Here is a 24,791-nt window from a genome sequence, read left to right as displayed (position 1 = left end):
GAGAGATAACAATGACAATTGGACAAAGAAAATTAGGCAGGACAGGACTAAATGTCTCCGAAGTGAGCCTTGGAACGATGGCATTCGGTCGCTGGATCGACCAAAAAGAGTCAGCTGATGTGCTTGATGCTGCGCTTGAAGCGGGCATTACGCTGATTGACACGGCTGATGTTTACGGTTCGGGTATGGATAAAGGCAACCCGCTTGAAACCGGTGAGTCGGAGACGATTCTCGGTCATCTGCTTGGCGAGCGCAGGCACCGAATCGTGCTGGCGACCAAAGTTCATGGCCGAGTGGGTCTCGGTCCTAATGATGCGGGCCAAAGCAGGTATCACATTTTTCGCGCGGTGGAAAATAGTTTGAAAAGGCTGCAAACAGACTATATTGATTTGTATCAAGTGCATCGATTTGATGAACAGACGCCACTTGAAGAAACGCTACGTGCGTTAGAAGACCTTGTTCGTCAAGGGAAAGTGCGCTATATCGGGTGCTCGAATTATGCCGCATGGCAAATTGCTAAGGCGCACGGTATTTCAGGACAGTTGCGGCTTGAGCGCTTTGAAAGCGTACAGCCGGAATACAGCCTGATCGCTCGCGGTATCGAACAGGACTTGCTGCCTTTTGCCGTTTCCGAAGGCGTAGGCGTTATCGTGTATAGTCCGCTTGGACGCGGATTGCTGACCGGCAAGTATAGCTTCGGCGCGCAGCCGCCTGCCGGATCGCGCGGAGCAGCAGGCGAACAGCGGCTTCACACATTGCTCGAAAAGGAGCGGAATTTCCGCATCGTAGAGCAGTTAAAGCCTATTGCGGAACGCAGAGGCTGGACACTTGCTCAGCTTGCGCTGAATTGGGTGCTCAGCAGAGAAGGTATTACATCCGCGATTTTGGGGGCTTCCAAGTCTCATCACATTACAGAAACATTGTCTGCGATCGGTGAGAAGCTTAGTCCAGATGAATTGAGAGATATCGATGCGATCACGAACGGTGTTCAACCGGAGTTGGTTGTAAAATAAGATCAGCTTTATTGTTACTAAACAACTCAGGAGGGCTACAGAATGAGAAATTTCAGAGGGCTCGTACTTACGACAGTACTTACGATAGGATTGGGAATTCTTGCTGGCTGTGGAGCTGGTAAACCAACGACGAAAAATTTGGAAAGCGCAGCGCCGAAAGAAGTCGCCAAGAACAATGAAGCCAAAAATCAACTGGTTGTAAACATCGGTATTCAGCAAAGTATTTGGCCAATTCTTGCTGCTAAAGAAAAGGGCTGGTTTGAGGAAGAGTTTAAAAAAGTTGGCGCACAAGTTAACTGGGTAGAGTTTCAAAGCGGGCCTGCTTATTTTGAAGCTATTGCATCAGACAGGCTGGATTTTGGACGCGTAGGGAATATACCTGTATTAGCAGGGCAAGCAGCAGATATAAAATTCAAGGAGATAGCAACAGCCAGTTTTGGTGAAAAGGGAGATTCCATACTTGTCCCGAAAGACAGCCCAATTAATACGATCCAGGACTTGAAAGGTAAACAAATCGCTGTAGCCAAGGCAAGCAGCTCTTATGGTTTGCTGTATAAAGCATTGGAATTTGGCGGACTTAAACCTGATGATGTGAAAATCATTCAATTACAGCCTGATGAGGCTCAGCCAGCATTTGAAACCGGGAAGGTGGATGCATGGGCCATTTGGGAACCTTTTCAATCCGTTCAAGTGTTGAAAAACGGCGCCAGAGTTCTTGCTAACGGAAATGCGGTCAAGTCATACAGTCCAGGGTTTCAAATCGTTCGCACCAATTTTGCTGAGGAACATCCGGAACTTGTCGTGTTGTATCTGAAAGTCACGGAAAAAGCAACGAAGTGGCAACTAGAACATGTCGATGAAGCCATTGAATTATACGCCAAATTGAAAAAACAGGATAAAGAAACGATTCGCCGGGTATTGGAGAACTCCGAGCCTGCAAATGTTCCGATCACTCAGGAAGTTATAAAAACCCAGCAGAATACAGCGGAGCTGCTTCAGTCAGTCGGAGGATTAAAAGGGAAAGTCGAAGCGTCCAAAGTAGTGGATAACAGCTATATTGAAAAAGCTTTGCAGGAATTGAAATCGGAGAAAAAATGAAAAATTGTCTTCCGTAGATTTTTCGGGGTCAAAAACAGATTTTAATATTTTACAAAGAAAAGAGAATGTGATATTGAATGCCATTCAGCTACTTAACCCATCTGCATTGCCCTAAATGTCAAAAGATTTATCGTCCGGATGAAGTTCATCAATTATGTGTGTGCGGCTCTCCATTATTGGTGGACTACGACTTGGAAAGCTTGAGAAATCAACTGACATCCAAGGATTTGTCAGTCAGACCTTCAAATTTATGGCGTTACCATGAACTGCTGCCCGTCACATCACCGGAAAACGTCGTAACGCTGGGAGAAGGGATGACGCCGCTACTACCGATGAACCGTCTGGGCTTAGACATGGGAATCGGCAGTCTTTGGATGAAGGACGAAGGGATAATCCCTACAGGCAGCTTCAAGGCTCGCGGAGCTGCCGTCGGTGTTTCGAAGGCGAAAGAGCTTGGCGTACAGGAGCTGGCTATGCCCACCAATGGAAATGCCGGTGCAGCTTGGGCTTTGTACGCTGCTAGAGCTGGACTACGTTCTTCGATTGTTATGCCGGTCGGCGCACCTGTAATTACCAGAAATGAATGCGCAGTCTCAGGAGCGAACCTGAATTTGGTGAACGGGTTAATCAGCGATGCGGGAAAGATCGTTGCTCAAGCGGTGAATGACTATGATTTATTCGATGCCTCGACCCTGAAAGAGCCTTATCGCATCGAAGGGAAGAAAACAATGGGTCTTGAGATCGCAGAACAGTTGGATTGGAAGCTTCCCGACGTCATCTTGTACCCGACAGGTGGAGGTGTGGGTCTCATTGGCATTTATAAAGCTTTTCGGGAGCTCGTAGAACTAGGATGGATCGAAGATAAGCTCCCGCGTTTGGTTGCTGTTCAGGCGGCAGGTTGTGCTCCGATTGTAAAGGCATGGGAGAGAGGGATGCCGGACTCGCAGTTCTGGGCTGACTCCACAACCGTTGCCTTTGGGATAAATGTGCCGAAAGCACTCGGGGATTTTCTTGTTCTTGAAGCTATATACAAGACGGGTGGCTGCGCCATTGCGATAGAGGATACCGAGTTGCTCGAGGAGCAAAAGAACATCGCCCGCCTGGAAGGCGCGTTTGTTTGTCCTGAGGGAGCGGCGACCTTCTCTGCGGCACGTAAGCTCAGGGCAAACGGTTGGATCCAGGAGGGCGAGACTGTTATCGCTTTGAACACGGGCAGTGGCATTAAGTATCCGGAAACCGTCATGGTTGCGGTGCCAGTTCTGGAACCTGGGGATTCGATGAGAAGGATTTGAACCTGATATTCATTCTGAATTCTGGTATGTGAACCAAAAGATCAATGGTGAAGGCTTGAGAAGTCAGGTTTCGACAAGGAATTCTTTTAGATGATTATTAACAGAGAATAAAGGGAGTGGGAAAGGTATGAAAAGATCGCATTTAATATCCATTTTTACCATGATTGTAATATTGGTGGTAACCGGATGTGGAAAAACAGTAGAAACGAAAACTGCAACATCAGTAAGCGCAGCGCCGACAGCAGCCGCTAGTCCTTCATCCGCTCCTTCGCCAGCAGCCAGTCCGGCAAGTGAGAAAGCGAAGTTGAAAGTCGGCATTTCCGCAGGCGTGGAGGAAGAAATTTGGAAGAAGGTTAAAGAGGTAGCGGCGAAGGACAATTTGGAAATTGAAATTGTAACGTTTAACGATTACATTCAACCGAACAAAGTGTTGGCAGATGGCCAATTGGATGCTAATGCCTTCCAGCATGAGCCTTATCTCAATCAATTCAAGGCGGATAACAAGCTGGACATCGTTAAGCTGGCTAATACGTTAAATTTTCCGATAGGCTTGTATTCCAAGAAAATTAAAAACGTTTCGGAGATCAAAGAAGGTGATGAGCTGGGATTGCCGAACGACCCGTCTAACGGGGCAAGAGCCTTGATTCTGTTTGAACGTGCGGGATTGATCAAGCTGAAGGAAGGTGTTGGTGTTAAAGCCACCGTTCGCGATATCGTAGACAATCCGAAGAAGCTTAAATTCAAGGAATTGGAAGCTCCTTTCATTCCGAAAGCTCTGCCGGATCTTACAGCTGCGGTAATTAATACGAACTATGCTGTGGATAACGGTTTTGTACCTACTAAAGATGCAATCTTTATTGAACCGAAAGATTCGCCTTGGGTAAATCTTATAGCTGTGCGAACAGCCGATAAAGATAAACCGGTATACCAAAGATTAATTAAAGCCTACCATTCCGAAGAGGTTAAGAAACTTGTTTTAGATAAATACGGCAGCTACATAGTACCGTCTTGGTAAGTAATGCGCTTGATGGAAAAAACAGAGGTCTCTTTCCAATTGAAGGAGGCCTTTTGCCTTTATGATTGCATAAGAGGAGAGGTACATCTTGATTGACTTGATAAATGTCAGTAAAACATTTGAACAAAAGGGAGTACGGGTAGAAGCGGTTAGACAGGCCAACCTTCAAATCCGTAAAGGTGAAATATTCGGTGTGATCGGCTACAGCGGGGCAGGCAAAAGCTCGCTCTTGCGCTGCATCAATTATTTGGAAAAGCCAACTTCAGGCAGCATCAGGATCCATGGTGTTGAGATGTCGCAATTAAATGAGAAGGACATGAGGATGATGCGAAGAAAGATAGGGATGATCTTCCAGCATTTTAACCTGCTTTCATCAGGGACCGTTTATCAGAACGTAGCCGCACCGCTGGAGTTGGCAAAGGTTCCAAAAAAGAAAATAGAAGCCAAAGTAAGAGAACTGCTCGAAGTGGTTGGTCTTCAGGACAAAGAAAAGTCTTATCCGCGTCAGCTTTCAGGAGGACAAAAGCAGCGTGTTGCGATTGCCAGAGCCTTGGCGAACGATCCGGAGATTTTACTTTGCGATGAGGCTACTTCAGCATTGGATCCCCAAACCACAGACTCTATCCTGGACTTGCTTCTGGATATTAACCGTAAATACGAGATTACGATTGTCCTTATCACGCATGAAATGCATGTCATCAAAAAAATCTGCGATCGGGTTGCCGTCATGGAAAATGGCAGCATTGTCGAGCAGGGTTCGGTTATCGATCTGTTTTATGCACCGCAAACCGATACAACACGCAAGTTTATCAAAAGTGTTTTTGATACGGAAATTCCGGAAATGCTTTGGACTCAATTGCGAAATCCGGGGAGAGCAGGCACCTTAATACGGGCTTCATTTATCGGCGATTCTGTGACGGAGCCTGTTCTGGCAGACTTAACAGCAAAATTTACTTTGCGTCCCAGTATTATTTACGGGAATATCACTCAAATTAAAGAAACAATTTTCGGTACATTGGTATTGCATTTAACGGGAGATCCGGTTGTTATTGAGAACGGTATACGTTTTCTGAAGGAGCAGGGCTTAAGGATTGAGGTGATCGAAGATGTTAAATAAATTAATAGAAGATGCAGACCTTTATCTGAAGTCTATCAACGAAACGGCTGTCATGGTCGGATATTCGTTAGTGATTTCAAGCGTAATTGGACTATTGCTAGGCGTGCTGCTGGTGGTACTAAGACCAGGTAATCTTTATGCAAATTCAGGTGTTTATCATATACTGAATGCTGTCATTAATATCATTCGTTCCATACCATTTATTATTATTATGGTTGCCATTATCCCCTTAACGAAATGGCTTGTCGGTACGACCATTGGTGTGAAAGGAGCTATCGTCCCTCTTGTTTTTTACACCGCGCCTTATATTTCACGCTTGATGGAAACAGCATTATTAGAGGTCGATCCTGGTATCATAGAGGCTTATCAGGCTATGGGCGCTTCTAAACAGCAGATTATATTTCGCGTTATCTTAAGAGAGGCCCGGCCAGCTTTGATTCTCGGACTAGCGATTGCCACGATTGGGTTAATAGGTGCATCGGCAATGGCCGGAGTTATGGGAGCCGGGGGATTAGGGGACGTTGCAATAAGGTTCGGATATCAGCGTTGGGAACCGGATGTGATGTACACCTCCGTGCTTTTGCTTGTTCTTATAGTCCAGATCGTGCAATCATTAGGAAATTGGATATCGAAGAGATTGAGGAAGTAAAAGTCACAAATCTACCTACATTGTAGCGAAACCAATTTAATCGGAGAGCCCGAGGGACCGATGATCGCCGAGGTAACCGGTTTCTTTTTATTATTAAAAAACCTGTCTAATAAATTCAACACAACGATGCTGCCGCCAGCAATAGATCGGCAGCCTATTCCGCTATTCCAGCTAATAGCTTGTCAATATTTAATTATTAATGGCGGATTCATGAGGTGGTATACTTAAAAAAGTGCATGGGAAAGAACCGTCCCATAAAGCACGGAAAAAAGTTCCATATATTTCTATTTCTTGCTACTTAATCTAAACGGAACGCTTCTTTAGTAGTTAAGATGGCAAAAATCCAGTGGATGAGTTTATTCACACAAGCAATTATCGCTACTTTGAACAGCTTTCCTTCAGCACGCTACTTATCAAAATAATCTCTTAGTTTTTTATTTCTATTACTGCGAATACCACATCGTACAGCTTGATATAGGGCAGTACGAAGCCTCCTGGAACCGTGTTTAGTTATTTTATTTATTGTTGCTGTAAACTTGCCTGAAGAAAAAACACTTGGATCAATACCAGCAAATGCCACCAGTTTCTTTGCGTGATCAAACCGATCGATTTCCCCGATCTCAGCTAAAATTGTTGCAGCAATTTTAGTGCCAATCCCGGGTATCGATTGGATTAAATCATATTCAAGTAACGCTTCAGCTAGGGCCTCTATCGATTTATTAAGGTCTGCTAGATGGTCCTGGTATTGAAGAAGCAATTTGATGAGCAGCTGCATGGAGATCAGATGACTTGGAAAAGCCGTCTCCTTAAAGGGATTTCGCTTTGCTGCTGCTACTAAGATTTGAGCGCGCTCCAGACACCATAAAGCTGATTTGCCGCGTCCTGTAAGACGCCCGATAGTTGCAGCAATCTCCTTCTCATCCAGTTCCAGGACCTCTTTCGACGTTGGGTGTAAAGCCAGAAATCGAAGAGAAACCTTTGAATAAAGGTCACCAAACACGCCATGATATTCGGGGGAAACCTGATCCAGAATGGCCTGAAATTGTAGTTTTACTTGGACATAGATACTCGTTAAAGATTCATGCTGGCGAGTTAGATAGCGTAAGTTCATGAGATGCTGACCCCGTTTTTTGTAGGGTTCAAACTCTTCTTTATAAAACAGCGTCCCTAATAGATGGGCATCAGCGGCATCCGTCTTCAACCGTCGCAAATTGGTTTTCTTAGCGTTATGTGAGATTAGAGGATTAATGACGATGTTCAAATACTGGTGCTCATCCAGAAACTGAACAACGGGGCTATGATAATGGCCTGTTGCTTCCATAACAATGGAGGGACGCATCCCTGCAGCTGATTCCACTCCTCTCACATAATTTAGAAAAGACGCTAACCCTTCAAGATCATGATTAAACCTAAAGATCTTCCCATGAGGTACTCCACGGTCTAAAAAAGCTTGTGCATGGCTCTCTCCTTTTGATACATCCAAACCAATGACTGGATTCATAACATCACTCCTGTAGTATTTTCACCGGCAACCCCTAACCTTCTTGTCTTCCACACTATCGCATGTGATACGGGATTCATGTCCCAACCAGCCTAACCATGGTTGAACAAGTAGGGGGGATGAATTGAATAGCTCTCGGGATCCAAGTCCCACGGGCAGAATCGTTCGATCCCCGGCTACCGATATTTTACGGCCTCAAAAAAATGAGGTCGACCAGAAATATCTGGTGACCTCATAATACGAACGGGCAGAATAGTTCCAATATGTGGTACCATTAATTCAGCATAAAATTTGCATCGGGGGCTGGTAGTTATTAATAATAAGAAGTTGTCCAAGGAGTATATGAGTGATTTTTTAGCTATCAGAGAAATTGTTAATGAATTTGACCCTATGGAACTAATCGGGATGGGGGCTCCTGATGACAAGCATGATAGGCTGACTCAAAAAATCCCATTCAGCTTGAAAAGACGTGCTTTTATATTTTTTCCAATAAGGATGCGTTTTTATCCAGTCGTCAAAACGGCTTGCGACTGAAGTATTTGACAGAAAACGGATCTTGTATCATAATAGAATGAACATTCGATCTAAACCATTTAGTTGGTATAGAATGAATGTTCAATTTATAATTTGGAGGTTTTAACATGAGTAAAACAGTTTTTATTACGGGAACCAGTTCAGGCTTGGGAAAACTTACGGCGACTCGATTTGCTGAAATGGGCTGGAACGTAGCTGCAACCATGCGTACACCCGACAAAGAAACGGAGCTTACCGGTTACGATAATATCAAAATTTTCAAACTGGACGTCACCAATGTGCATGAAGTTCAAACATCGGTAGATCAAGCCATAGCCGCGTTCGGTAAGATCGACGTCGTAATCAATAATGCCGGTATGGGGACTTACGGTCCGTTGGAATTAGCCCAAGAGGAAGCGATCGACTGGCAATTCGCCGTTAATACGCGAGGACCGATCAATGTCATTCGTAAATTTATACCACATTTCAGAGCCAATGGCGGAGGCATGTTCATCAATATCAGCTCTTTCATGGGAATTACGACAGCGGTGCCGCTCGGATCTCTCTATAATATGTCTAAATTTGCTTTGGAAGGACTGACGGAAGGTCTTTATTACGAACTGAAGCCGTTGAATATCGAGCTTAGATTGATCGAGCAAGGAGGTTCTACAGGAAATAATTTCAAGAACAGTATCACTTGGAACCGAGATGATAACATACAGGATTACGATAATCTGATGACGAAAGTGCAGAATTTAATGAATCATGCGGAATCCAGCTCAACATTGGATGATCCTCAGATTATCGTGGATGCCATAGCCGCTTTGGCGACTGGAGAGAGCAATAAATTTCGCACTGTTATCGGAACAGCAGGCAATGATCTGATGGCACTTAGAAATTCTGTGTCCATTGAAGAATATTTGGAGACGATCGCTAAGAATTATATGTAAGCCCATTATGAAACGCTTCGTCATAACGCCAGGTCGATCTGACAATCTTGACTACGGATTGTATGAGGTGTATGTTAGATTAGAATGATCATTCGATCTTATGGTGGGAGCGGGATAACCAAATGTTTGAGAACTATAACAAGGTGCAGCAGGCTGTCCTTGAAACAACACTTAACATCATCATCCGAAAGGAATTACAAGCTACCTCAATGGCGCTTATCGCCAAGGAGTCTGGTGTATCGACCGGGAATATTTATCATTATTTCAAAAGTAAAGAAGATATCGTTAACGAATTGTACAAAGCCATTGTTACGTTTAACGGAGAGTATGTGCGAGGAGGCTTGCTGAAGGGCACAACGATTCGTGAAAAGTTTGAATTCGGTTGGAATCAGGTTATCGAATTGGGGAAACAATATCCTCAGGGCTTTCAATTTATTGAGCAGTATTCGTTCTCGCCTTACATTTACGAAGAGGTAAAGCAAGAAGTCTATACCGGCGGATGGTGTGGGCCAATGAACGAGTTATATCAAGAAGCCATTCAGGAGAAGCTGTTTATCCCGATGAATCCGAAAATGATGGTGCAGATGCATTACGGCACATTTGTTTACATGCTGAAGGCCCATCTGCACGGAATCTTCGAGTTAAGCAGTGAGAGCGTCAGCGGTGCAATCCGTTCGTGTTGGAATGCTGTAACTCTTAGAGATGTAACGTAGATAGATGACCAAAAGCCGCCCTCAAAGGAAGTTCGATAACAACCTTTGAGGGCGGCTTCTGTTTTTACGGGTGGGGCATAGCCGCCATTGGACTGCTTATTCTCGTCAACTTCAAGCGAGTCAAGAACAATTCGGCATCTTTAAAAAGGGGCCGTCGCGCGTGTCGGGAATGGGATAATGTTCTTGTCATTTATGACATCAAGTTCTTGTCAACCGACAAATCATCACATCATGTCGGACGACATAAACATTGTCCTATAAAGTACCTATAACTTAGGGATTTTTTTATTTATCGGATCAAGTTTGTGTCGTCAGCTCGCGACACAAACTTGATCCGATTATCGTTTTGCGACACAAACATTGTCCGTTTTTAACGGACTAGAAATTAAGCCCTATTGCATTATGATTCGTTTAGTCTGGTGGTGGCATTAAGCTCCCATGAAAATTAAATCCGCTAAAAACCCCAAAAAGACAATAATAAAGTAGACCTAGCCAAATGATTTTTTTAAAAAAGGCTGTGCCCGAGAAGAGTTACATAATATAAAAATGAGGCTGGTGCAGCAACCAGAGTAGGATTAATCTCCCATGGGTGCTTCCCTTAAGGGAGCGATAATCTGCGATGCACCGTGGTCGTTGGAGTCAGACTAACGGATGGGCTCTATGGCACCATAGCTTATCGACCTTCCTCTCCCAGCCATAGTAGCAGTATTGACAGATTCTTCGACCAATTTTCATCATCTGTGGTGCAGCGCTTGCGCCGCATGTGTGGCTAAACATTCCTCCCTCTGTATGAAAGGTTTTTCTCGCTAATGCTCGCTTATTCGCAGGATATCTGCCCCTTTTATGGTGGTACCGATTGAATTTCTGGGATAGTTACTAGACTCTATGAAATTTAGGCATGCGGGAACAGAGGGAAAGTACCATCTCCCATGTTCATCCAGTATGAGCGCTATTCTCCACGATGCCCTTGGAGGTTCACCCTCCCATGTCTCAACGGGTCTATGCCCTTACATTCCTTCGTTATACCTGTCCAAGAGGTGGAGGCCGATGATGCTGTTAAGCAACGGGTCTGTGCCCTTTTGAATGTTTCACTCGGTACTGCCAGCGCTATTTATAGCTGTTTATCCTGCGAATGAGCTTACATGCAAAAACAAAGATGTGTTGCGATGACTTAGCAATTAAAGCGACTTTAAGCTGCCTCCTGCAGAGGCATCGCAATTGTAGGATCAAAATGACCCTTACTTCGTGAAATCCCAATCAGAATACGGGAGAGCTTGCCAATGAGTTTGAAAATGGAGCGGTTCTTCTTCATCTTCTTCACCTGAACGTTGTGGTCATGCCATGACCGGAAAGCCGGATTGTTCGTAACTAGGTGCACTACGGCGAGATACAGGTACTTGCGTAACTGACGCCTTCCTCGTTTGGAGATAACGATTTTACCCTTTTGCTTACCAGAGCTGTCCTCTGCAAGATTTAGACCGGCATGAGAAAGAATTTGGTTGCCGTGTGTATAGTTACGTAGGTCTCCTGTTCCGGCCAAAATGGCGGCGATGAAGAGCGTACTGAGCCCTTTAATGGAGCGTAGAGGAGTAGTGATGTCGGGAATCATATCCAGCAACTTCAGGATCTCCTGCTCAATCTCTTTCAGCCTTGCTGCAAGCTTCTCGTAATCTTCAAGGAGGTACTTCAGGTTTTGCCTTTCTTCCTGCTCGCAAGTGGTACGTCCAATGGAACGACGGGATACAGCAAGAAGTAGAGCCGCTTTCTGTAGACCGCTGGAACCGCCGGCACGTTTCATATGCTTCCGCCAACCTGTAATGATCTCCTCAGTGGATAGAGCCTTGAGATCTATCGGTAAGGGAAAAGACTTGAGTGTCGCAATCGAACGCGGAATTGTCCAATCCTTAAATATTTTTCCGTATTCTGGGAAGTTAATGTCTATCCAGCGAAACATTCGATTTTTTATGTGGGCAAGGTCCTTCGACCAGGACTCCCGATTGTTCATGATTGTGCGTAAACGCTGATATATCGCTTCAATTGGGGCGTAGAGAGAGTTTCCGGCAGTTGCATGAGAATAATGTTCAAATCAAGCATATGAAGAAGCAACAGTCAGTATTTAAACTGCTTGGAAAACTGGCACGAATCATCATTAGCATTGTTCAAAAAGGAGAAACTTTTTCTCCTGAGAAAACTGCCCCAACGTTAAGCAAGCTGCTTAAAATGAACTAAAAGATCACATAGATTGACTCATTCGCAGGATTTCAAAAAGAAAGCACGGAGAACCGAGCTACTGCCCAGCAAGGGCTTCAGACCCGTCCGCTAAACGCTATCGGTCTCCACGCCTTGGTTAGGTGTAACGAAGGAATGTAAGGGCAAAGACCCGTTGAGCCATGGGATGGTAAACACCAAGGAAATTGTGGAGTATGCGTGCAGAAGAATAGCACTTGGAGAAATGTTCCACACGTTTCTTCTGTTCCCGCATATCCAAAAATGGAACGACGGTGTCTAACAAGCTTACTTTCTGGAGTACAGCTGTTATACAAGGCGACGAAATCCTGCGAATGAGTGAGTAAATGTGAGATAAACCCTTAAAACCGAGGGACGGGCAGTTTTGTGGAATAACTCAAATCTATGATAGTGTGATTTTATAAAATACTTGGCAATAAGATGGTCCTAAACATACATGGAATTTTTAGTAATCTATTCAAATTCCCAATGCATGATTCTCTTCAATACATATACTATCTTGATTGAATCAAAGAGGGGTTGATTTTATGTCTGATCAAAACGAGATGAAGTCTAGTGAAAATCAGCAGGAAGAGAATCAAGAACAAGAAGTAGGGATTATGGCATTAACACCTTGTTGTAGTGACTGTATTGTTGTTGATCCTGCAAATGGATGTTCTGTAGCAGAAGGATTTAGTACTGCCAGTGGAACGTCCTCTCATGCAGAAGGAGCCAATACTACCGCTAGTGCAGGAGCTTCCCATGCGGAAGGAAGCAGTACAATCGCCAGCGGAGGTGCTTCTCATGCCGAAGGAATTAGTACGATTGCCAGTGGAACGGCCTCTCATGCAGAAGGTGAAGAATTCACAATCGCTGGAACACCCAAGCGAACCCAAGCCATCGGCAGAGCCTCTCACGCCGAAGGGCAAGCTACGACGGCAAATGGGGAGGCTTCCCATACCGAAGGGAGAAACACAACAACGGGTTTGAATGCTCTTACTGCCCATGCGGAGGGAGCCAATACCACCGCTAGTGCAGGAGCTTCCCATGCAGAAGGAAGCAGTACAATTGCCAGCGGAGGTGCTTCTCATGCCGAAGGAATTAGTACGATTGCCAGTGGAACCGCCTCTCATGCGGAGGGCTCGAGAACACAAGCCATGAACTCACATGCCCATGCAGAGGGAAATCTAACGACCGCCTCGGGCATTGCCTCCCATGCGGAGGGTGAAAATACGGTAGCCAGTGGACTCGTTTCCCATGCGGAGGGACAGGGTACGATGGCTCAAGGAGAATCTTCGCATGCAGAAGGTGACCAGACGACAGCCAGCGGAAGAGCGTCTCACGCGGAAGGTAACTTGACAGTGGCTAGCGGCATTTTTTCACATGCGGAGGGACAACGCACCATCGCTTCCGGCGATCTTTCCCATGCCGAAGGAAACCAGACGCAATCGCTCGGCCAAAACTCTCATGCAGAAGGCGCTCTTAGCATTGCGAGCGGATTCACTTCGCACGCGGAGGGAGTGAGCACGATTGCTTCCGGATTTTTCTCCCACACGGAGGGACAATCGACGGATGCGAACTTTTTGGAAGGTGTTCATGTCATGGGTAAATTCGGAAATGCAACAGACGCTTATTCATGGCATCTTGCAAACGGGACGAGTGCAACGAATCGATCATTAGCGGCGAAAATTTTAAGTAGTGGAACAGGGATTGCTGATAATGGATGGGTTACAGGGAATGCCGACTATGCGGAAATGTTTGAAGCGGTGGACGGACAGCCGATTGATGTTGGGTACTTCGTGACCTTTGATGATGAGAGTGAGAAAATACGAAAAGCGAATGAAAAAGATGATTATCTTTTGGGTATTACAAGCGCTACTCCTGCAATATTAGGAAACAGCGGAGAATTAAGATGGAAGCATAAATACGTCACCGATGAATGGGGGAGGGTCCAATATCATGATGTCGTCATTCCAGAAGAAAAGGATCAAGAAGGAAATGTTATCTTTCCAGAAAGAACGGAAAGGCAACCTATTTTGAATACTAATTGGGATCATACAAAAGAATACCTTCCGCGTTCAGAAAGACCAGAATGGGTTGCAGTTGGTCTATTAGGGCAATTGCTTGTACGTGATGATGGAATTTGCAAAGCAGGTGGATATTGTAAACCGAATGCTGAAGGGATCGCGACTGCTTCCCATCAAGGGTATCGGGTGATGAAACGTACAGGTCCAAATCAGATTTTGGTGTTGTTTAAATAGAATCATCTAAAGGCTATTCTGATTGGGTAGCCTCTTTATTAATGAAAGAGAAGTTTTATAAGTTTTTTGCTGCCGGAATGTAACCCAAAGGTCTTTTTATATGAATGATGTTCGATTAGTTATTCAGCTATCGGAGAACTATGTACAACAACAGGCTGCCGCGAGATCAAGCGGCAGCCTTATTATGCTGCTTTGGGTAGTTTAGTGTTTTTGTGTTGATGTCAAGAGTAGTGGGATAATTATGACGAAGATAATTTGTATTTGGAGGAAAAATATAAATGAAAAACAAGCTGCTAATGGGGCTTATTACTATGTTGATTTTTTGCTTTCTTTTTTCGGCATGTGATTCCAAAAAGATAATAATTGAAGAAACCAAAGAAAAGATATCGATTGAAGAAGCAAAAAAACTGATTTTAGCAACTCCAGATATTTCTCAATCGAGTAAAACGGATATTGAACTGATTGAGATTACTCCCTCTAATATTTGGGATCAAACAAAGTGTCAGCTTTATAAAATTGTAGATGATTATAAGAACTCGGAAACGTTTATCGTGACGAATCAAAAGGCTGTTCATATTGGCAATGGGTTTGGCGGGTTCGGTGTAACAAGCGCTGTGCCATACGATGTCAATAAAGACGGGGTTTTAGAAATCGTTTATGCCTATTCATTCGGATCAGGTATCCATCGTTCTGTTATTTCGTGGATCGATATCAAGAGCTTTACCGAGCATCATGTTGAAGATATGCCTGAAAGAGCGGTATTTATAATGGATGATTTGATATTAAAAATTGAAAGTAAAGAAGTCGTAGTTTATCGTATTGCGGGCATAAATGAAAATAAAATCAATTTTGATCGTTTGCGATTATACCCCACAGACAAGGATATAGATTACATGACACTAGAAAAGGATGGGGATTTGATTTGGGCGAATAGCAAATTATACAATAAACATTAATGAAGCGGATTGCATCGATTCGCAGATCAACTGAATGATCATACGCGGTTGATTAAGGACGAACATCAACCTAACGGAAACAATAGCTCTATATACAAATATAAAGGTAGCTGAAAGAACGGCTACCTCTCCCCGTTAACTGACAGAATTATTCAAGTAGAAATGCTATTTCTGACCTATTGAAATAATCCAATTTAGAACTGCCATATAAGCACTCATTCATTCAACTAACGGAAAAGTATGACAAGTTCTGCTATAAGCGACTAACTTCGTGAAAAGCAGGAGATTGCAATGAGTAATCTTAACTTTACAACCGAGGATGGGAATGACGGAACCATGTATCCCGAAACCATTCCGCCAATACTCCTGCGCGCGTCATGACTAACAGGTCATGTGGTGTGAAGTACAGGTAGATTCGGCAGAACGAAGGCTAGAGCCATTCGAATAGAAAAGGTATGCTAACGGATATGCCGCGCGGCTGAAAAACTGGATATGGTGAGAATGTTCAAACAGACTGAACTGACGAACTTCCGAATGTACAGGTCTAAAGTTAGAGCATATGGAAACATATGCACCATCAAATGATGGGGTGAGCGGCGTAGAGTAAGAATTTTTCCTATGAAATACGCTATGCCAAACAATGGCGGCATTGGTCTCACAGGCTTAGAGGAAGCACCTAAGTCCAGAAAGAATAGCTAGGATGTAAGGGACTTGGAAAGCAAGGGACGTTGCAACAAGGGCTGTTACCCAAAACGGTTGTTATAAGGCACATGCCGAAATACATTAATCCTTGTGAGGGCAGGGGCGCGACTGGTGAATCTCCTGTAATGGGAGTGGAGGAACAGCCCCAAGTCTAACTGAAAAGAAAAATTGTTTTCCAAGCGTGAATTGCACCGATCAGGTAGGAACGTGGGAACATCAATGGATGCCACAGTGCAAGCTACTAGGATGACAAAACGTCAATATCCTTGAGTAACGAGGAACTTATGATTTAGTAAATTCAGTTAGAGGGAACGCCGGATGCCGGGAAACTGGCACGTCCGGTGTGGAGCAGGGGAAAAGCTGGAGATGACATCAAATGCTTACCTATTGTTACCATTAGTTAAATAACATCAAGAGAAGGCTGCCGACTTCAAACGATCGGCGGCCTTCTCAGCTACCGGGCAGATTCAGTCAACATATCATTATCGGCGCAAACGATCACGTCTAATGGTAGCATCAGATTATTACACAAGCGATCGCTTCTAAATCGGAATGATGTTGTAACTTCAACCGGAATTATTCGTACATTCAGTAAGCTCATGGGGATGACTCCCGCCCAATACCGAGAGAAAAAAGGAATTGCTCTAATCCTTATGGAAGATTATGTTATAATTATAGTTGAAAACGTTTTCTGGGAGGGGATAGGAAAATGAACCGAAGTAATCGAATGAATGAACGGTTGACTCCGCTGCTTAAGAGCGTCATGGAAAAGGGACCTGCCGGCTGTGCCTGTACCGTTGTGCGGAGGGGAGAAGTTGTTTATCAGGAAACCCTGGGTTATGCGGATTTGGAGAAGAAGAAGGAGATCACTCCGGATACTATCTACCGGATCTATTCGATGACTAAGGTGATTACCTGCGCAGCGGCGCTCATGCTTTATGAGAAAGGACTTTGTCTGCTTAACGATCCGTTGGAGGAATACCTGACGGAGTTCAAAAATCCGCAGGTGTACCGATATAACGAATATGGCGCCAAGTCATTATCTCCTGCGGCGGGTCCGATCCGGATCAAGGATCTTTTCACGATGTCCTCCGGGCTTACATACGGTGGGGACAGCACGGAAACCGAACGGCAAACCCGTACATTCATGGAGAACGCTGCAGCGACCGTGGACATGCAGGCTTTGTCCAATGCGTTGGCGTCCGTTCCGCTGGCTTTTGATCCCGGCACGCACTGGAAGTATGGTACAAGCCACGATGTTTTGGCTGCATTGATCGAAGTGCTGTCCGGACAAACATTCGGAGAGTTTCTGCAGAAGGAAATTTTGGATCCGTTGGGGATGACCGACACCTCATTTCGGATACAGAAGGACAAGCTGGATCGTCTATGCACCATGTACGATCGTGCAGAAGACGGCACGCTTACTCCTAATACCAGGATGGACACCCGCTATCAACCGGGAAGCCGTCATGAAAGCGGCGGAGGCGGCCTGCTTTCGACGATCGGCGATTACAGCAGGTTTGCGCAGTTGCTTGCGAAGGGCGGGGAGCTGGACGGAGTGCGGATTCTTAGCCCCAAGACGGTTCAATTGATGGCAACCAATCATTTAAGTCCGCAGCAGCTCAAGGATTTCAACTGGCCGCATATGAGTGGTTATGGCTATGGTTTGGGGGTCCGTGTCATGATCGATCCTGCAGCCGGCGGCATCAACGGCTCGATCGGTGAATTTGGCTGGGCCGGTCTAGCCGGGTCGTACTTGTTGATCGATCCGAAGGAAGAACTGTCCGTCGTGTACATGCAGCAGCTACTGCCGAGCCTTGAGCCCTTCATTCATCCCCGGTTGCGGGCTGCCATTTACGGGGCATTGGACTAAGTTCGGGGTTAACGGTGGCGAGAGAATACATTGGCGCCATAATCACAGCAAATGATTCAAAAACTGAGAAGCATCGAATTAGATAATCCCTTCCTTTATTGAGACACTGATAAATAACAGGTGTTGAAGAACAATAAAGTTTGAAGTAATTAGGCGTTCACTCTACTGAGTGAACGCTTTTTTAGTAGGGTGGGAGTGATAATTATTCTAGATGAAGAATCTTTGTTAGGCGGGATTGTAAAGTGATGGCCGCCCCGGCGACTAAACTAACTGGCAGGATACTTTCAATGTTAATTGGGGAATACCAATTAATAGGGAACTATGGACGGGTATATGTATGGGAGTTATTATGGGCATTATTGTTGGACTAATAGCTTTTTTGATTCTGTTTCTCATATTCGTGTTGAATTTCGGGATTTTACCTAGAGACATTAAAGAACTATGGGTAGAACTTGGGAGGAATTCCCCACATTGACAAAGGTCTAATAATGAATTCTCATAAACATGCACCGTATATAATGGGCTTACTTGGAGTCCAACTTGTCCTTATAAGGTGATAGTATCTCCAACAAAAGGAGATACGCGTATCGTTTTTCCGTAGTAGGATTCGTCAGGTTCGAAAGGGTACTAGCTTCTCCTTATTCGCTTCGGATCAAAATCCTGCTTTAGTCACCCCAACGGGTATCTTGTATACGGAGGAAGTGGCGGTAATATACATGGTCCGTCCTAATACTCCTCCCCACGTTAAATTGGTAGTTAATTCAGGAATCTTCAACAATCCGATAACGCTTCCGTCTGGTTCAAACACCCATACTCCTCCCAGTCCTGCGCAGTACACGTGCCCCTCTGCGTCCACCTTCAAGCCATCGGCGACGCCCTCTCCCTTGCTCACGTCCAGCTTGGCGAACAGTCTGCCGTACACCAATCGGCCTTGCTCATCAAGATCGAACACTCTGATATGCTGACGTTCCGTGTCGCTGACATACAGCTTTCGTTCATCAGGCGATAACGCTAAACCGTTAGGACCAGCAAAGTCATTGATCAGTAGTGTCAGTTTGCCTGACGGAGATAACCTGTAGACTCCCTGAAACAACTGCTCTTGCGCTTTCGGTGCTTGCAATTCATTCACTAAACCGTAATTGGGGTCTGTGAAGTAAATGGAGCGGTCCGAAGCTACAATCACATCGTTCGGACTGTTCAAGCGTTTTCCCTCATAGCGGTCAGCCAGCGTAACGATCGGTCCAATCGGATCATACAGGGAATATAAAGAGAGCCTTCGACCAGCATGTTCGCAAGCAATGAGCCGCTGTTCGGCGTCAAACGCCAGTCCGTTCGACATTCCACTTGGACGCCGCACTACGGAGAGATGGTCCTGCTCCTTCAAGCGATAAATCGTGTTTGCCTTAATATCGCTGAATACAAGCGAGCCGTCCGTTTTATCCCAAGCTGGACCCTCGGTAAAAATAAATCCGGTGGCCGCCTGTTCGAGACAGGTGATCTGAGGAAACAAATCATAAAATACGTTAGATGCAATATTAGCTTTCATTTCTTTTACCTGCAATATCCAAATGTATTTCTCCTTTAAGACCCAGGATGAGTTTTTTCTTAGGATATGCAGGAAACATGTTCGTCGTCAATTTTAAACTAAATTTTTCGGGAGGCTTTGGCGAGAGTCGAATTCTCATTCAATTGATTAAAAAAGAGAGTTTGTATTGGAACGGTACAATAGCTTGTCTCACTGCTATCATATCAACTATCTTCGCTAACATGAGTAAATCAAAAGTGTACATTACCATCAATTTGACAGTTATGATTATTTTGAACGTTGCAAATCTGTACACATTGTCATTTTTAAAAACTTACCCAATCGGCAATATCGCTTTTATTATCCGAAATTGTATTTCATAAAAACAAGAGCATAAGAAAAGGTTGGATTGTTTATTGAACTAATGGATAACGAGAGCTAAATATATAAAGCTGCCTAGTGGTACTACCTTCGCTCCGAGGGACGGGTAGTTTACTTTAGTAAACCTTGTAGTTTGGGCTCAACTATCGGAGTAAAATAAACATTTACATAACAATGGTAATAGTCATTGATTGGCTGAAATTACATTCTTAAATTATCATATTGCCAAGTTCATTAAAAAAAGGGGTCTTTATGAGAAAGAAAATAAAATTATCAATTATATTCATTCTCATTGTTATAATAGCTTGTTTGGGTTATTCTTCTGCAAAAAAAGAAGTTATTTCTGTTGTGTTTCATGGTGAAGAAAGTAATTACGTTGTAACTGGTACTGAAATAGTTTGGTTCAAATTAACTCATTATTGAAAGGTTGGATACCTACTTAACGGAGTAGAAGGAAACATCCTAATTGACCCCCTTACAAAAGAAATCGTGGGAGAAGCGAATATGCCATAATATCACCTATCGAGCTGTTATGTTATGTTATAAAACTGAGGCTCACAAGGAGGACGTAGATATCAAAAAAAGATCTTCAATCGAAAAGTCTGAATGGTCGGTTACACGAGAAGAAAGTTTTGAAAAGTATTGTTTTGAGATTGTCTTTGGGTTTGGAGATAAGCTCCAGATTGAGAACAAGAAGGTCTATGTCATTAAAAATGGCGAAGCAATTGAAGTGACGGTGCCACAAAAACATAAAACATTTTGGTACGAGGCCTGGCTCGGATTAAGGGCTTTTTACAGTATCGATTAGAATGAGAGTGATAGTTCAACTAACGCAGAAGTATAGTTGAAAAAAACCAAGGAGCAGTTATGTTGCTGAACAGCTGCTCCTTGGTTTTATTAAGCTAAAGGGGTATTTGCGAAAGAGGAAATTGCAGGTCAGTGACGAAGTAACCCGTCAAGGGAGAGTGAGGCGTTCAATGAAGTCGCTGTTTCAATACAATTGGCAGGTTCGTGATGAATGGTTCTCTTGGTGTGAAACCATCTCAGTAGAAGAATTGCTCAAACCGCGGGTCGGTGGGGTTGGTGGAATTCTACAGACACTGTTTCACGTTATTGTGGTCGAATATAGTTGGATTTGTGATTTAACAGGACACCCTGATATTGAGGATAGGTGGGAACGACAAGTGAGCCTCGACAACGTGGTCTCACTATCCAGAAAACTTCATCCTGTAGTCCGTGACTTCGTTACAAACTGGACCGATACGCAGGAACGCAGGACGGTGACAGTTAAGCTGACAGGTAAAGAACAGACATTTCAGTATGGCGAGGCTCTACGCCATGTTATCGCCCACGAAATTCATCACATCGGTCAATTATCTGTATGGGCAAGGGAAATTGGGAGAGAACCTGTTTCGGCGAATTTAATTGGAAGAGGACTCCTCAAATAACGGATCTGTTCTTCAACTACCATGAAAGAACGGATGAACTTTCATTCTCTGTGGTGCCGCGCTTGTGCGGCATGGATGGCTAACGGGAACGATAGCTGAATAAACACGAAGAAACGGCAGCGTATCATTAATGGCTGCCGTTTTCTGAACTAAATAGTTCATGAAGATTGGCGTTCCCTCGTGGTCATAAGCAGACCAGTAAACCGTGCCCGCTATCGGTCACATACGAGACGAGATCGCCGTCAAAATGGTATGTGGCCGTAACCCCACCGGGGACCGCCTGCAAGACGAGCACCCCGATCAAGCAGCCAGTTGAGCGACTGTTCAGCTAGCCGGTCCACAAATTCGCCTGTAAAAAAGGTACGAGCAAAGCTACCGCAGTTTGGGGTACCTTCAGCGGCTAAGGATATTTGTTCTTGTCTAGAATCGGCAATGGATATATGTTCTTGTCCTCGGTAAAAGACAAGAACATATATCCATAAAACAAAAAAGCCGCGCAGAGCGCGGATCCAAAAGTATATATGTTCTTGTCGTTCTACAGTGAACGACAGCACATACGGCTTCGTCGCGTAGTAAACCGACATCATAGGTCCCGGAAAAAAAGCCACCAATGAAGCCACATTAAAATGTCCCGTACAAACCGAAGCCGGCATTATTGACAAGATAGTCATCGACGATCCCCTTCCTTTAGCTCCGCTAAAATCTCCTCCGGTACACCGTGTGACGCGACATCCTTGCCGATGACCGTCATAGCTTTAACGAGGCTGCCGATTGTTTCCTGCGGCAGCCTCGTGGATATTATGTTGCACTCTTGTTATTGTCGTCCTTGTCAGAAGACGGGTTAAATTGAAGGACACCCCATAAATTCCCCTCTGGATCATAAAATTTGAGCACCCAGGCGAATCCTTCATCCTGATACAGTTGGATCGGGGTATCGAGTTTTGTCAAGCGTTCATAGAGCTCTTGAATCCGGATCGTCCGGTATAACAACACCGGAAAATCTGTCCCATTCACTGTAAAGTGTGCATACGTCGAATCCTCAAAGGTTTGCCATAACATCAGGAGCGGCCCATCCGGCAAGGTGAGGAAAGCGATGCGGTCGCCATCGCGGCTGCTCAATTGAAACCCCAACTGTTCGGTGTACCATGAGATGGCCTGGTCCATATGACGCACAGGAATTTGCATGTGTTCAAGCGATGTGAGCAAGATCCACTCTCCTCATATAGTTTTTAGAATCTTTTCGAAGAATTTCCGTAATTGTTCAGGATGAGCATCTGCTCCGCAGCCCGAAGGACGAGGAGAGGCTTGCTTTCATGTATATTTTACCAAAAAAATTAAGTTGGTGTATGTCATTTTTTATAAACTTTCTTGATTCAACTACTCTGCCCGTTCCTCGGATTGACCCAGCATATATTTATTATGTCCCTTTGTCGGCAATCGGACGATATTCTTGGCCTGGTTCGGCAATCGGATCATATTCTTGACATTGAGAAATGACAAGAAAATAATCCGATAAAACAAAAAAACCGCCAATTAGGCGGATATTAATCGGACTATCTTCTTGTCACCCGACAACTAACTGGCAGGATTCTACAGCAGGTCATTGAATACACAATAAAATAAATGTAGGTCAAATCAAAGGAGATTACTATGCTTAACGAACAAAGAGTAACAGTTCCAACCATAGAAAGCCTGATGAATATTATTAGCAATTTTAAAGAATATAAGATTGATACAAATTTAGACCCGGAAATAGAATTTGGGGTAATAAGCAAAAACGAACAAAGTGGTTTTTCATGTATGATGACTCCAGACCATGCCCTTTTTAGTATTGATATATTAAATGCTAAAGACGAGGTTCTCATTAGAATTTTAATAGAGATATTAGACAGATATAACCTCGAAACTGACAGACTGAATGAAGATATTCGAATTTGTTACAATAACAGGATTGCTGAAATGCAAACGGATTACGAAAGATACTGGGTTATTTATAGGTTTGATGAGGAAGATGATATGGTACTAGTTAGATATAGAGCGTTTGTTAATGAGTGAATGGTTCATTTTCATAGCACATCAGATAACATCATATTCGTACTACAGTTAGCCAACTGTCAGACCATAAAGTGGTAAAAACCCGGTTAATAGGGTAACTCATTACGCTAACGGAAAAAACGATAGTTCAATCTGTAAAGCATGAAGGCAGCCAGCCGATGATCGGCTGCCTTTTCTCAACGAACGGGCAGATTTGCTTAATAAGAGCCTGCCGTCAAGCAGCACCTGTAAAGAGAAGATTAACAGCAAGCAAAGAAAGAGCGCTCTTGTGGGATTGGGCGGATTTTTTTTGTTATAATTATATACATAGACTATTTTAAGCGTTTGGGGGCATCTATCATGATAGTACTAGAAACAGAACGGCTAATTCTTCGTCACCAAAAAATAGAGGATGCCGCTTTTATCCTTGAGCTATTGAATGATCCTTCTTGGATCCAGTACATAGGCGATAGAGGCGTGAGAACCATCGATGATGCGCGGGACTATATTTTAAAAGGAGCTCTAGACATGTATGCCCGTTTGGGTTTCGGATTTTATTTGACGGAGTTGAAGGAAGGAGGCATTCCGATCGGCATCTGCGGATTGGTAAAAAGAGATTTCTTAGAAGATGTAGATATTGGATTTGCTTTGCTTCCTAGGTTCTGGGGGAAAGGATACGCCTTTGAGGCTGCTTCCGCAGTGATGAGTTATGCACAATGCGTTTTAGTACTAAAACGCATTGTGGCTATTACCTCTGAAGATAATCATGCTTCGGCCAAACTATTAGAAAAACTGGGGTTGCATTTTGAAAGCATGATAAGATATGCGGATACAGATGAAGAAGTCCGTTTATTTGCAATTAACGTCTAGCGTCCTTATGTATAGAATATTACCCCATCATTTTAATTGAAGGAGGGAAGTGCGTGAGAATAGTTGTGTTTATTCTTTTGTTAATGTGTTTCATTACAACAGGGTGCACGAAAGATGAAATATTAATTACTTCAGAACAGACTAAAACAATTGGAAATCCAACTGCACAAGAAGTTTTAAGAATGGATCCGAATGCTAATGTTTTTATGTGTAAAGACACCATTTATAATGCAGGAATTCCTTGGGTAGACGAGTTGAAATTAACCAAAGACATACAAGTAACTGAAATTACTCACCAAAGTAATAATGGTAAAGCTTTTAAAAACGGAACAGCAAATAAACTGGCAGTCGGAACAAAGATCTTTCGTGTCAAAGAGCGAAATGACATACTAATAGCTGAAACAGAAAGAGGAGACATTAGATTTTATCAATTAGTTGAAGGATAATAATATAGATTCTCAATGTCGAGTGCAACTATGCTAACACTATTATTAACCCTTGGGTCATGGTCATCGTTCTACGAATACAGTCGTTTCATTCAGCTAACGGACAACGATAGCTCAATAATATTTTAGTACCAAGGCTTCCGGTGACGGCAGCCTATTCCGGGCAGGATAGATCAATAAAATGAGAGGCTCCATCGAAGGCACAATA

The 24,791-nt window shown here is 44.0% G+C and carries 22 protein-coding genes and 2 pseudogenes; 18 read left to right on the top strand and 6 right to left on the bottom strand.

The window, feature by feature from the left end; translation table 11 throughout:
* The first annotated feature begins 11 nt into the window (after nt 1-11).
* From QFZ77_RS31280 to QFZ77_RS31255, 6 genes are all read left to right on the top strand, one after another.
* Nucleotides 12-1,013 (top strand): aldo/keto reductase, encoded by a 1,002-nt coding sequence (locus QFZ77_RS31280; protein WP_307445899.1) that lies wholly within the window; start codon nt 12-14, stop codon nt 1,011-1,013.
* A gap of 42 nt (nt 1,014-1,055) precedes the next feature.
* Nucleotides 1,056-2,111, top strand: coding sequence for an aliphatic sulfonate ABC transporter substrate-binding protein (locus QFZ77_RS31275; protein ID WP_307445897.1), 1,056 nt, complete (start codon nt 1,056-1,058; stop codon nt 2,109-2,111).
* A 77-nt stretch (nt 2,112-2,188) separates the two neighbouring features.
* On the top strand, nt 2,189-3,403 hold the full coding sequence (locus QFZ77_RS31270; RefSeq protein WP_307445895.1) for a threonine synthase: 1,215 nt from the start codon (nt 2,189-2,191) through the stop codon (nt 3,401-3,403).
* Nucleotides 3,404-3,530: 127 nt separating this feature from the next.
* The gene (locus QFZ77_RS31265; RefSeq protein ID WP_307445893.1) at nt 3,531-4,418 is read left to right on the top strand and encodes a MetQ/NlpA family ABC transporter substrate-binding protein; all 888 of its coding nucleotides are present in this window, start codon (nt 3,531-3,533) and stop codon (nt 4,416-4,418) included.
* A gap of 88 nt (nt 4,419-4,506) precedes the next feature.
* On the top strand, nt 4,507-5,535 hold the full coding sequence (locus tag QFZ77_RS31260) for a methionine ABC transporter ATP-binding protein (protein WP_307445891.1): 1,029 nt from the start codon (nt 4,507-4,509) through the stop codon (nt 5,533-5,535).
* Nucleotides 5,525-6,184 carry a methionine ABC transporter permease gene (locus QFZ77_RS31255; protein ID WP_307445889.1) on the top strand — a complete coding sequence of 220 codons (660 nt, stop codon included), beginning with the start codon at nt 5,525-5,527 and terminating at the stop codon, nt 6,182-6,184. The genes QFZ77_RS31260 and QFZ77_RS31255 overlap by 11 nt, the downstream gene beginning before the upstream one ends.
* Before the next feature lie 298 nt (nt 6,185-6,482).
* On the opposite strand, the pseudogene QFZ77_RS31250 reads toward QFZ77_RS31255, so the two are convergent.
* Nucleotides 6,483-7,685: pseudogene (locus QFZ77_RS31250) on the bottom strand (IS110 family RNA-guided transposase).
* Between the two features lie 342 nt (nt 7,686-8,027).
* Here QFZ77_RS31250 and QFZ77_RS31245 point away from each other — a divergent pair.
* From QFZ77_RS31245 to QFZ77_RS31235, 3 genes are all read left to right on the top strand, one after another.
* On the top strand, nt 8,028-8,219 hold the full coding sequence (locus tag QFZ77_RS31245; RefSeq protein WP_307445887.1) for a hypothetical protein: 192 nt from the start codon (nt 8,028-8,030) through the stop codon (nt 8,217-8,219).
* Between the two features lie 107 nt (nt 8,220-8,326).
* Nucleotides 8,327-9,148: an SDR family oxidoreductase gene (locus tag QFZ77_RS31240; RefSeq protein ID WP_307445886.1), complete on the top strand. Its 822-nt coding sequence runs from the start codon at nt 8,327-8,329 to the stop codon at nt 9,146-9,148.
* 122 nt (nt 9,149-9,270) lie between these two features.
* Nucleotides 9,271-9,861 (top strand): TetR/AcrR family transcriptional regulator, encoded by a 591-nt coding sequence (locus QFZ77_RS31235; RefSeq protein WP_307445884.1) that lies wholly within the window; start codon nt 9,271-9,273, stop codon nt 9,859-9,861.
* 1,189 nt (nt 9,862-11,050) lie between these two features.
* Here QFZ77_RS31235 and QFZ77_RS31230 read toward each other — a convergent pair.
* Nucleotides 11,051-11,866 carry a transposase gene (locus QFZ77_RS31230; RefSeq protein WP_307445882.1) on the bottom strand — a complete coding sequence of 272 codons (816 nt, stop codon included), beginning with the start codon at nt 11,864-11,866 and terminating at the stop codon, nt 11,051-11,053.
* Nucleotides 11,867-12,635: 769 nt separating this feature from the next.
* Between QFZ77_RS31230 and QFZ77_RS31225 the strand changes: the two genes are divergently transcribed.
* From QFZ77_RS31225 to QFZ77_RS31215, 3 genes are all read left to right on the top strand, one after another.
* Nucleotides 12,636-14,348 (top strand): peptidase G2 autoproteolytic cleavage domain-containing protein, encoded by a 1,713-nt coding sequence (locus QFZ77_RS31225; RefSeq protein ID WP_307445880.1) that lies wholly within the window; start codon nt 12,636-12,638, stop codon nt 14,346-14,348.
* Between the two features lie 278 nt (nt 14,349-14,626).
* Nucleotides 14,627-15,304 carry a hypothetical protein gene (locus tag QFZ77_RS31220; RefSeq protein ID WP_307445878.1) on the top strand — a complete coding sequence of 226 codons (678 nt, stop codon included), beginning with the start codon at nt 14,627-14,629 and terminating at the stop codon, nt 15,302-15,304.
* A gap of 1,411 nt (nt 15,305-16,715) precedes the next feature.
* On the top strand, nt 16,716-17,879 hold the full coding sequence (locus QFZ77_RS31215) for a serine hydrolase domain-containing protein (protein ID WP_307445877.1): 1,164 nt from the start codon (nt 16,716-16,718) through the stop codon (nt 17,877-17,879).
* A gap of 652 nt (nt 17,880-18,531) precedes the next feature.
* Here the strand turns inward: QFZ77_RS31215 and QFZ77_RS31210 are convergent.
* The gene (locus QFZ77_RS31210; protein ID WP_307445876.1) at nt 18,532-19,425 is read right to left on the bottom strand and encodes an SMP-30/gluconolactonase/LRE family protein; all 894 of its coding nucleotides are present in this window, start codon (nt 19,423-19,425) and stop codon (nt 18,532-18,534) included.
* A 612-nt stretch (nt 19,426-20,037) separates the two neighbouring features.
* Between QFZ77_RS31210 and QFZ77_RS31205 the strand changes: the two genes are divergently transcribed.
* The 3 genes from QFZ77_RS31205 (at nt 20,038) to QFZ77_RS31195 (ending at nt 21,233) form a co-directional block, all read left to right on the top strand.
* Nucleotides 20,038-20,208 carry a hypothetical protein gene (locus tag QFZ77_RS31205; RefSeq protein WP_307445875.1) on the top strand — a complete coding sequence of 57 codons (171 nt, stop codon included), beginning with the start codon at nt 20,038-20,040 and terminating at the stop codon, nt 20,206-20,208.
* Nucleotides 20,209-20,251: 43 nt separating this feature from the next.
* Nucleotides 20,252-20,593: a hypothetical protein gene (locus QFZ77_RS31200; protein WP_307445873.1), complete on the top strand. Its 342-nt coding sequence runs from the start codon at nt 20,252-20,254 to the stop codon at nt 20,591-20,593.
* Between the two features lie 169 nt (nt 20,594-20,762).
* Nucleotides 20,763-21,233, top strand: a complete 471-nt coding sequence (locus tag QFZ77_RS31195) for a DinB family protein (RefSeq protein ID WP_307445871.1) — start codon at nt 20,763-20,765, stop codon at nt 21,231-21,233.
* Nucleotides 21,234-21,245: 12 nt separating this feature from the next.
* Here QFZ77_RS31195 and QFZ77_RS31190 read toward each other — a convergent pair whose 3' ends face one another.
* The 3 genes and pseudogenes from QFZ77_RS31190 to QFZ77_RS31180 form a co-directional block, all read right to left on the bottom strand.
* A complete protein-coding gene (locus QFZ77_RS31190; RefSeq protein ID WP_307445869.1) occupies nt 21,246-21,395 on the bottom strand; it encodes a hypothetical protein in 150 nt (49 codons plus the stop codon).
* A gap of 377 nt (nt 21,396-21,772) precedes the next feature.
* A pseudogene (locus QFZ77_RS31185) lies at nt 21,773-21,981 on the bottom strand (SDR family NAD(P)-dependent oxidoreductase); the annotation flags it as partial.
* 50 nt (nt 21,982-22,031) lie between these two features.
* Entirely contained in the window at nt 22,032-22,439 is a 408-nt protein-coding gene (locus QFZ77_RS31180; protein ID WP_307445867.1) for a VOC family protein, read from the bottom strand.
* Between the two features lie 444 nt (nt 22,440-22,883).
* Here QFZ77_RS31180 and QFZ77_RS31175 point away from each other — a divergent pair, with 444 nt between their 5' ends.
* From QFZ77_RS31175 to QFZ77_RS31165, 3 genes are all read left to right on the top strand, one after another.
* Nucleotides 22,884-23,288 (top strand): hypothetical protein, encoded by a 405-nt coding sequence (locus QFZ77_RS31175; RefSeq protein ID WP_307445865.1) that lies wholly within the window; start codon nt 22,884-22,886, stop codon nt 23,286-23,288.
* Between the two features lie 339 nt (nt 23,289-23,627).
* Nucleotides 23,628-24,137, top strand: coding sequence for a GNAT family N-acetyltransferase (locus QFZ77_RS31170; RefSeq protein ID WP_307445863.1), 510 nt, complete (start codon nt 23,628-23,630; stop codon nt 24,135-24,137).
* A 53-nt stretch (nt 24,138-24,190) separates the two neighbouring features.
* Entirely contained in the window at nt 24,191-24,583 is a 393-nt protein-coding gene (locus QFZ77_RS31165; protein ID WP_307445860.1) for a hypothetical protein, read from the top strand.
* The last annotated feature ends 208 nt before the right edge of the window (nt 24,584-24,791 follow it).

Origin of the sequence: Paenibacillus sp. V4I3, from assembly GCF_030817215.1 — a bacterium.
In the GTDB taxonomy this organism is placed as follows: Bacteria; Bacillota; Bacilli; order Paenibacillales; family NBRC-103111; genus Paenibacillus_E.
This window is presented reverse-complemented; position numbering and strand designations above follow the sequence as displayed.

Coding starts and splice junctions, on each gene's coding strand:
- QFZ77_RS31280 (WP_307445899.1), top strand. CDS start 12: ATGACAATTGGACAAAGAAAATTAGGCAGGACAGGACTAAATGTCTCC.
- QFZ77_RS31275 (WP_307445897.1), top strand. CDS start 1,056: ATGAGAAATTTCAGAGGGCTCGTACTTACGACAGTACTTACGATAGGA.
- QFZ77_RS31270 (WP_307445895.1), top strand. CDS start 2,189: ATGCCATTCAGCTACTTAACCCATCTGCATTGCCCTAAATGTCAAAAG.
- QFZ77_RS31265 (WP_307445893.1), top strand. CDS start 3,531: ATGAAAAGATCGCATTTAATATCCATTTTTACCATGATTGTAATATTG.
- QFZ77_RS31255 (WP_307445889.1), top strand. CDS start 5,525: ATGTTAAATAAATTAATAGAAGATGCAGACCTTTATCTGAAGTCTATC.
- QFZ77_RS31245 (WP_307445887.1), top strand. CDS start 8,028: ATGAGTGATTTTTTAGCTATCAGAGAAATTGTTAATGAATTTGACCCT.
- QFZ77_RS31240 (WP_307445886.1), top strand. CDS start 8,327: ATGAGTAAAACAGTTTTTATTACGGGAACCAGTTCAGGCTTGGGAAAA.
- QFZ77_RS31235 (WP_307445884.1), top strand. CDS start 9,271: ATGTTTGAGAACTATAACAAGGTGCAGCAGGCTGTCCTTGAAACAACA.
- QFZ77_RS31230 (WP_307445882.1), bottom strand. CDS start 11,866: ATGAACAATCGGGAGTCCTGGTCGAAGGACCTTGCCCACATAAAAAAT.
- QFZ77_RS31225 (WP_307445880.1), top strand. CDS start 12,636: ATGTCTGATCAAAACGAGATGAAGTCTAGTGAAAATCAGCAGGAAGAG.
- QFZ77_RS31220 (WP_307445878.1), top strand. CDS start 14,627: ATGAAAAACAAGCTGCTAATGGGGCTTATTACTATGTTGATTTTTTGC.
- QFZ77_RS31215 (WP_307445877.1), top strand. CDS start 16,716: ATGAACCGAAGTAATCGAATGAATGAACGGTTGACTCCGCTGCTTAAG.
- QFZ77_RS31210 (WP_307445876.1), bottom strand. CDS start 19,425: ATGAAAGCTAATATTGCATCTAACGTATTTTATGATTTGTTTCCTCAG.
- QFZ77_RS31205 (WP_307445875.1), top strand. CDS start 20,038: ATGAGAAAGAAAATAAAATTATCAATTATATTCATTCTCATTGTTATA.
- QFZ77_RS31195 (WP_307445871.1), top strand. CDS start 20,763: ATGAAGTCGCTGTTTCAATACAATTGGCAGGTTCGTGATGAATGGTTC.
- QFZ77_RS31190 (WP_307445869.1), bottom strand. CDS start 21,395: ATGAACTATTTAGTTCAGAAAACGGCAGCCATTAATGATACGCTGCCG.
- QFZ77_RS31175 (WP_307445865.1), top strand. CDS start 22,884: ATGCTTAACGAACAAAGAGTAACAGTTCCAACCATAGAAAGCCTGATG.
- QFZ77_RS31170 (WP_307445863.1), top strand. CDS start 23,628: ATGATAGTACTAGAAACAGAACGGCTAATTCTTCGTCACCAAAAAATA.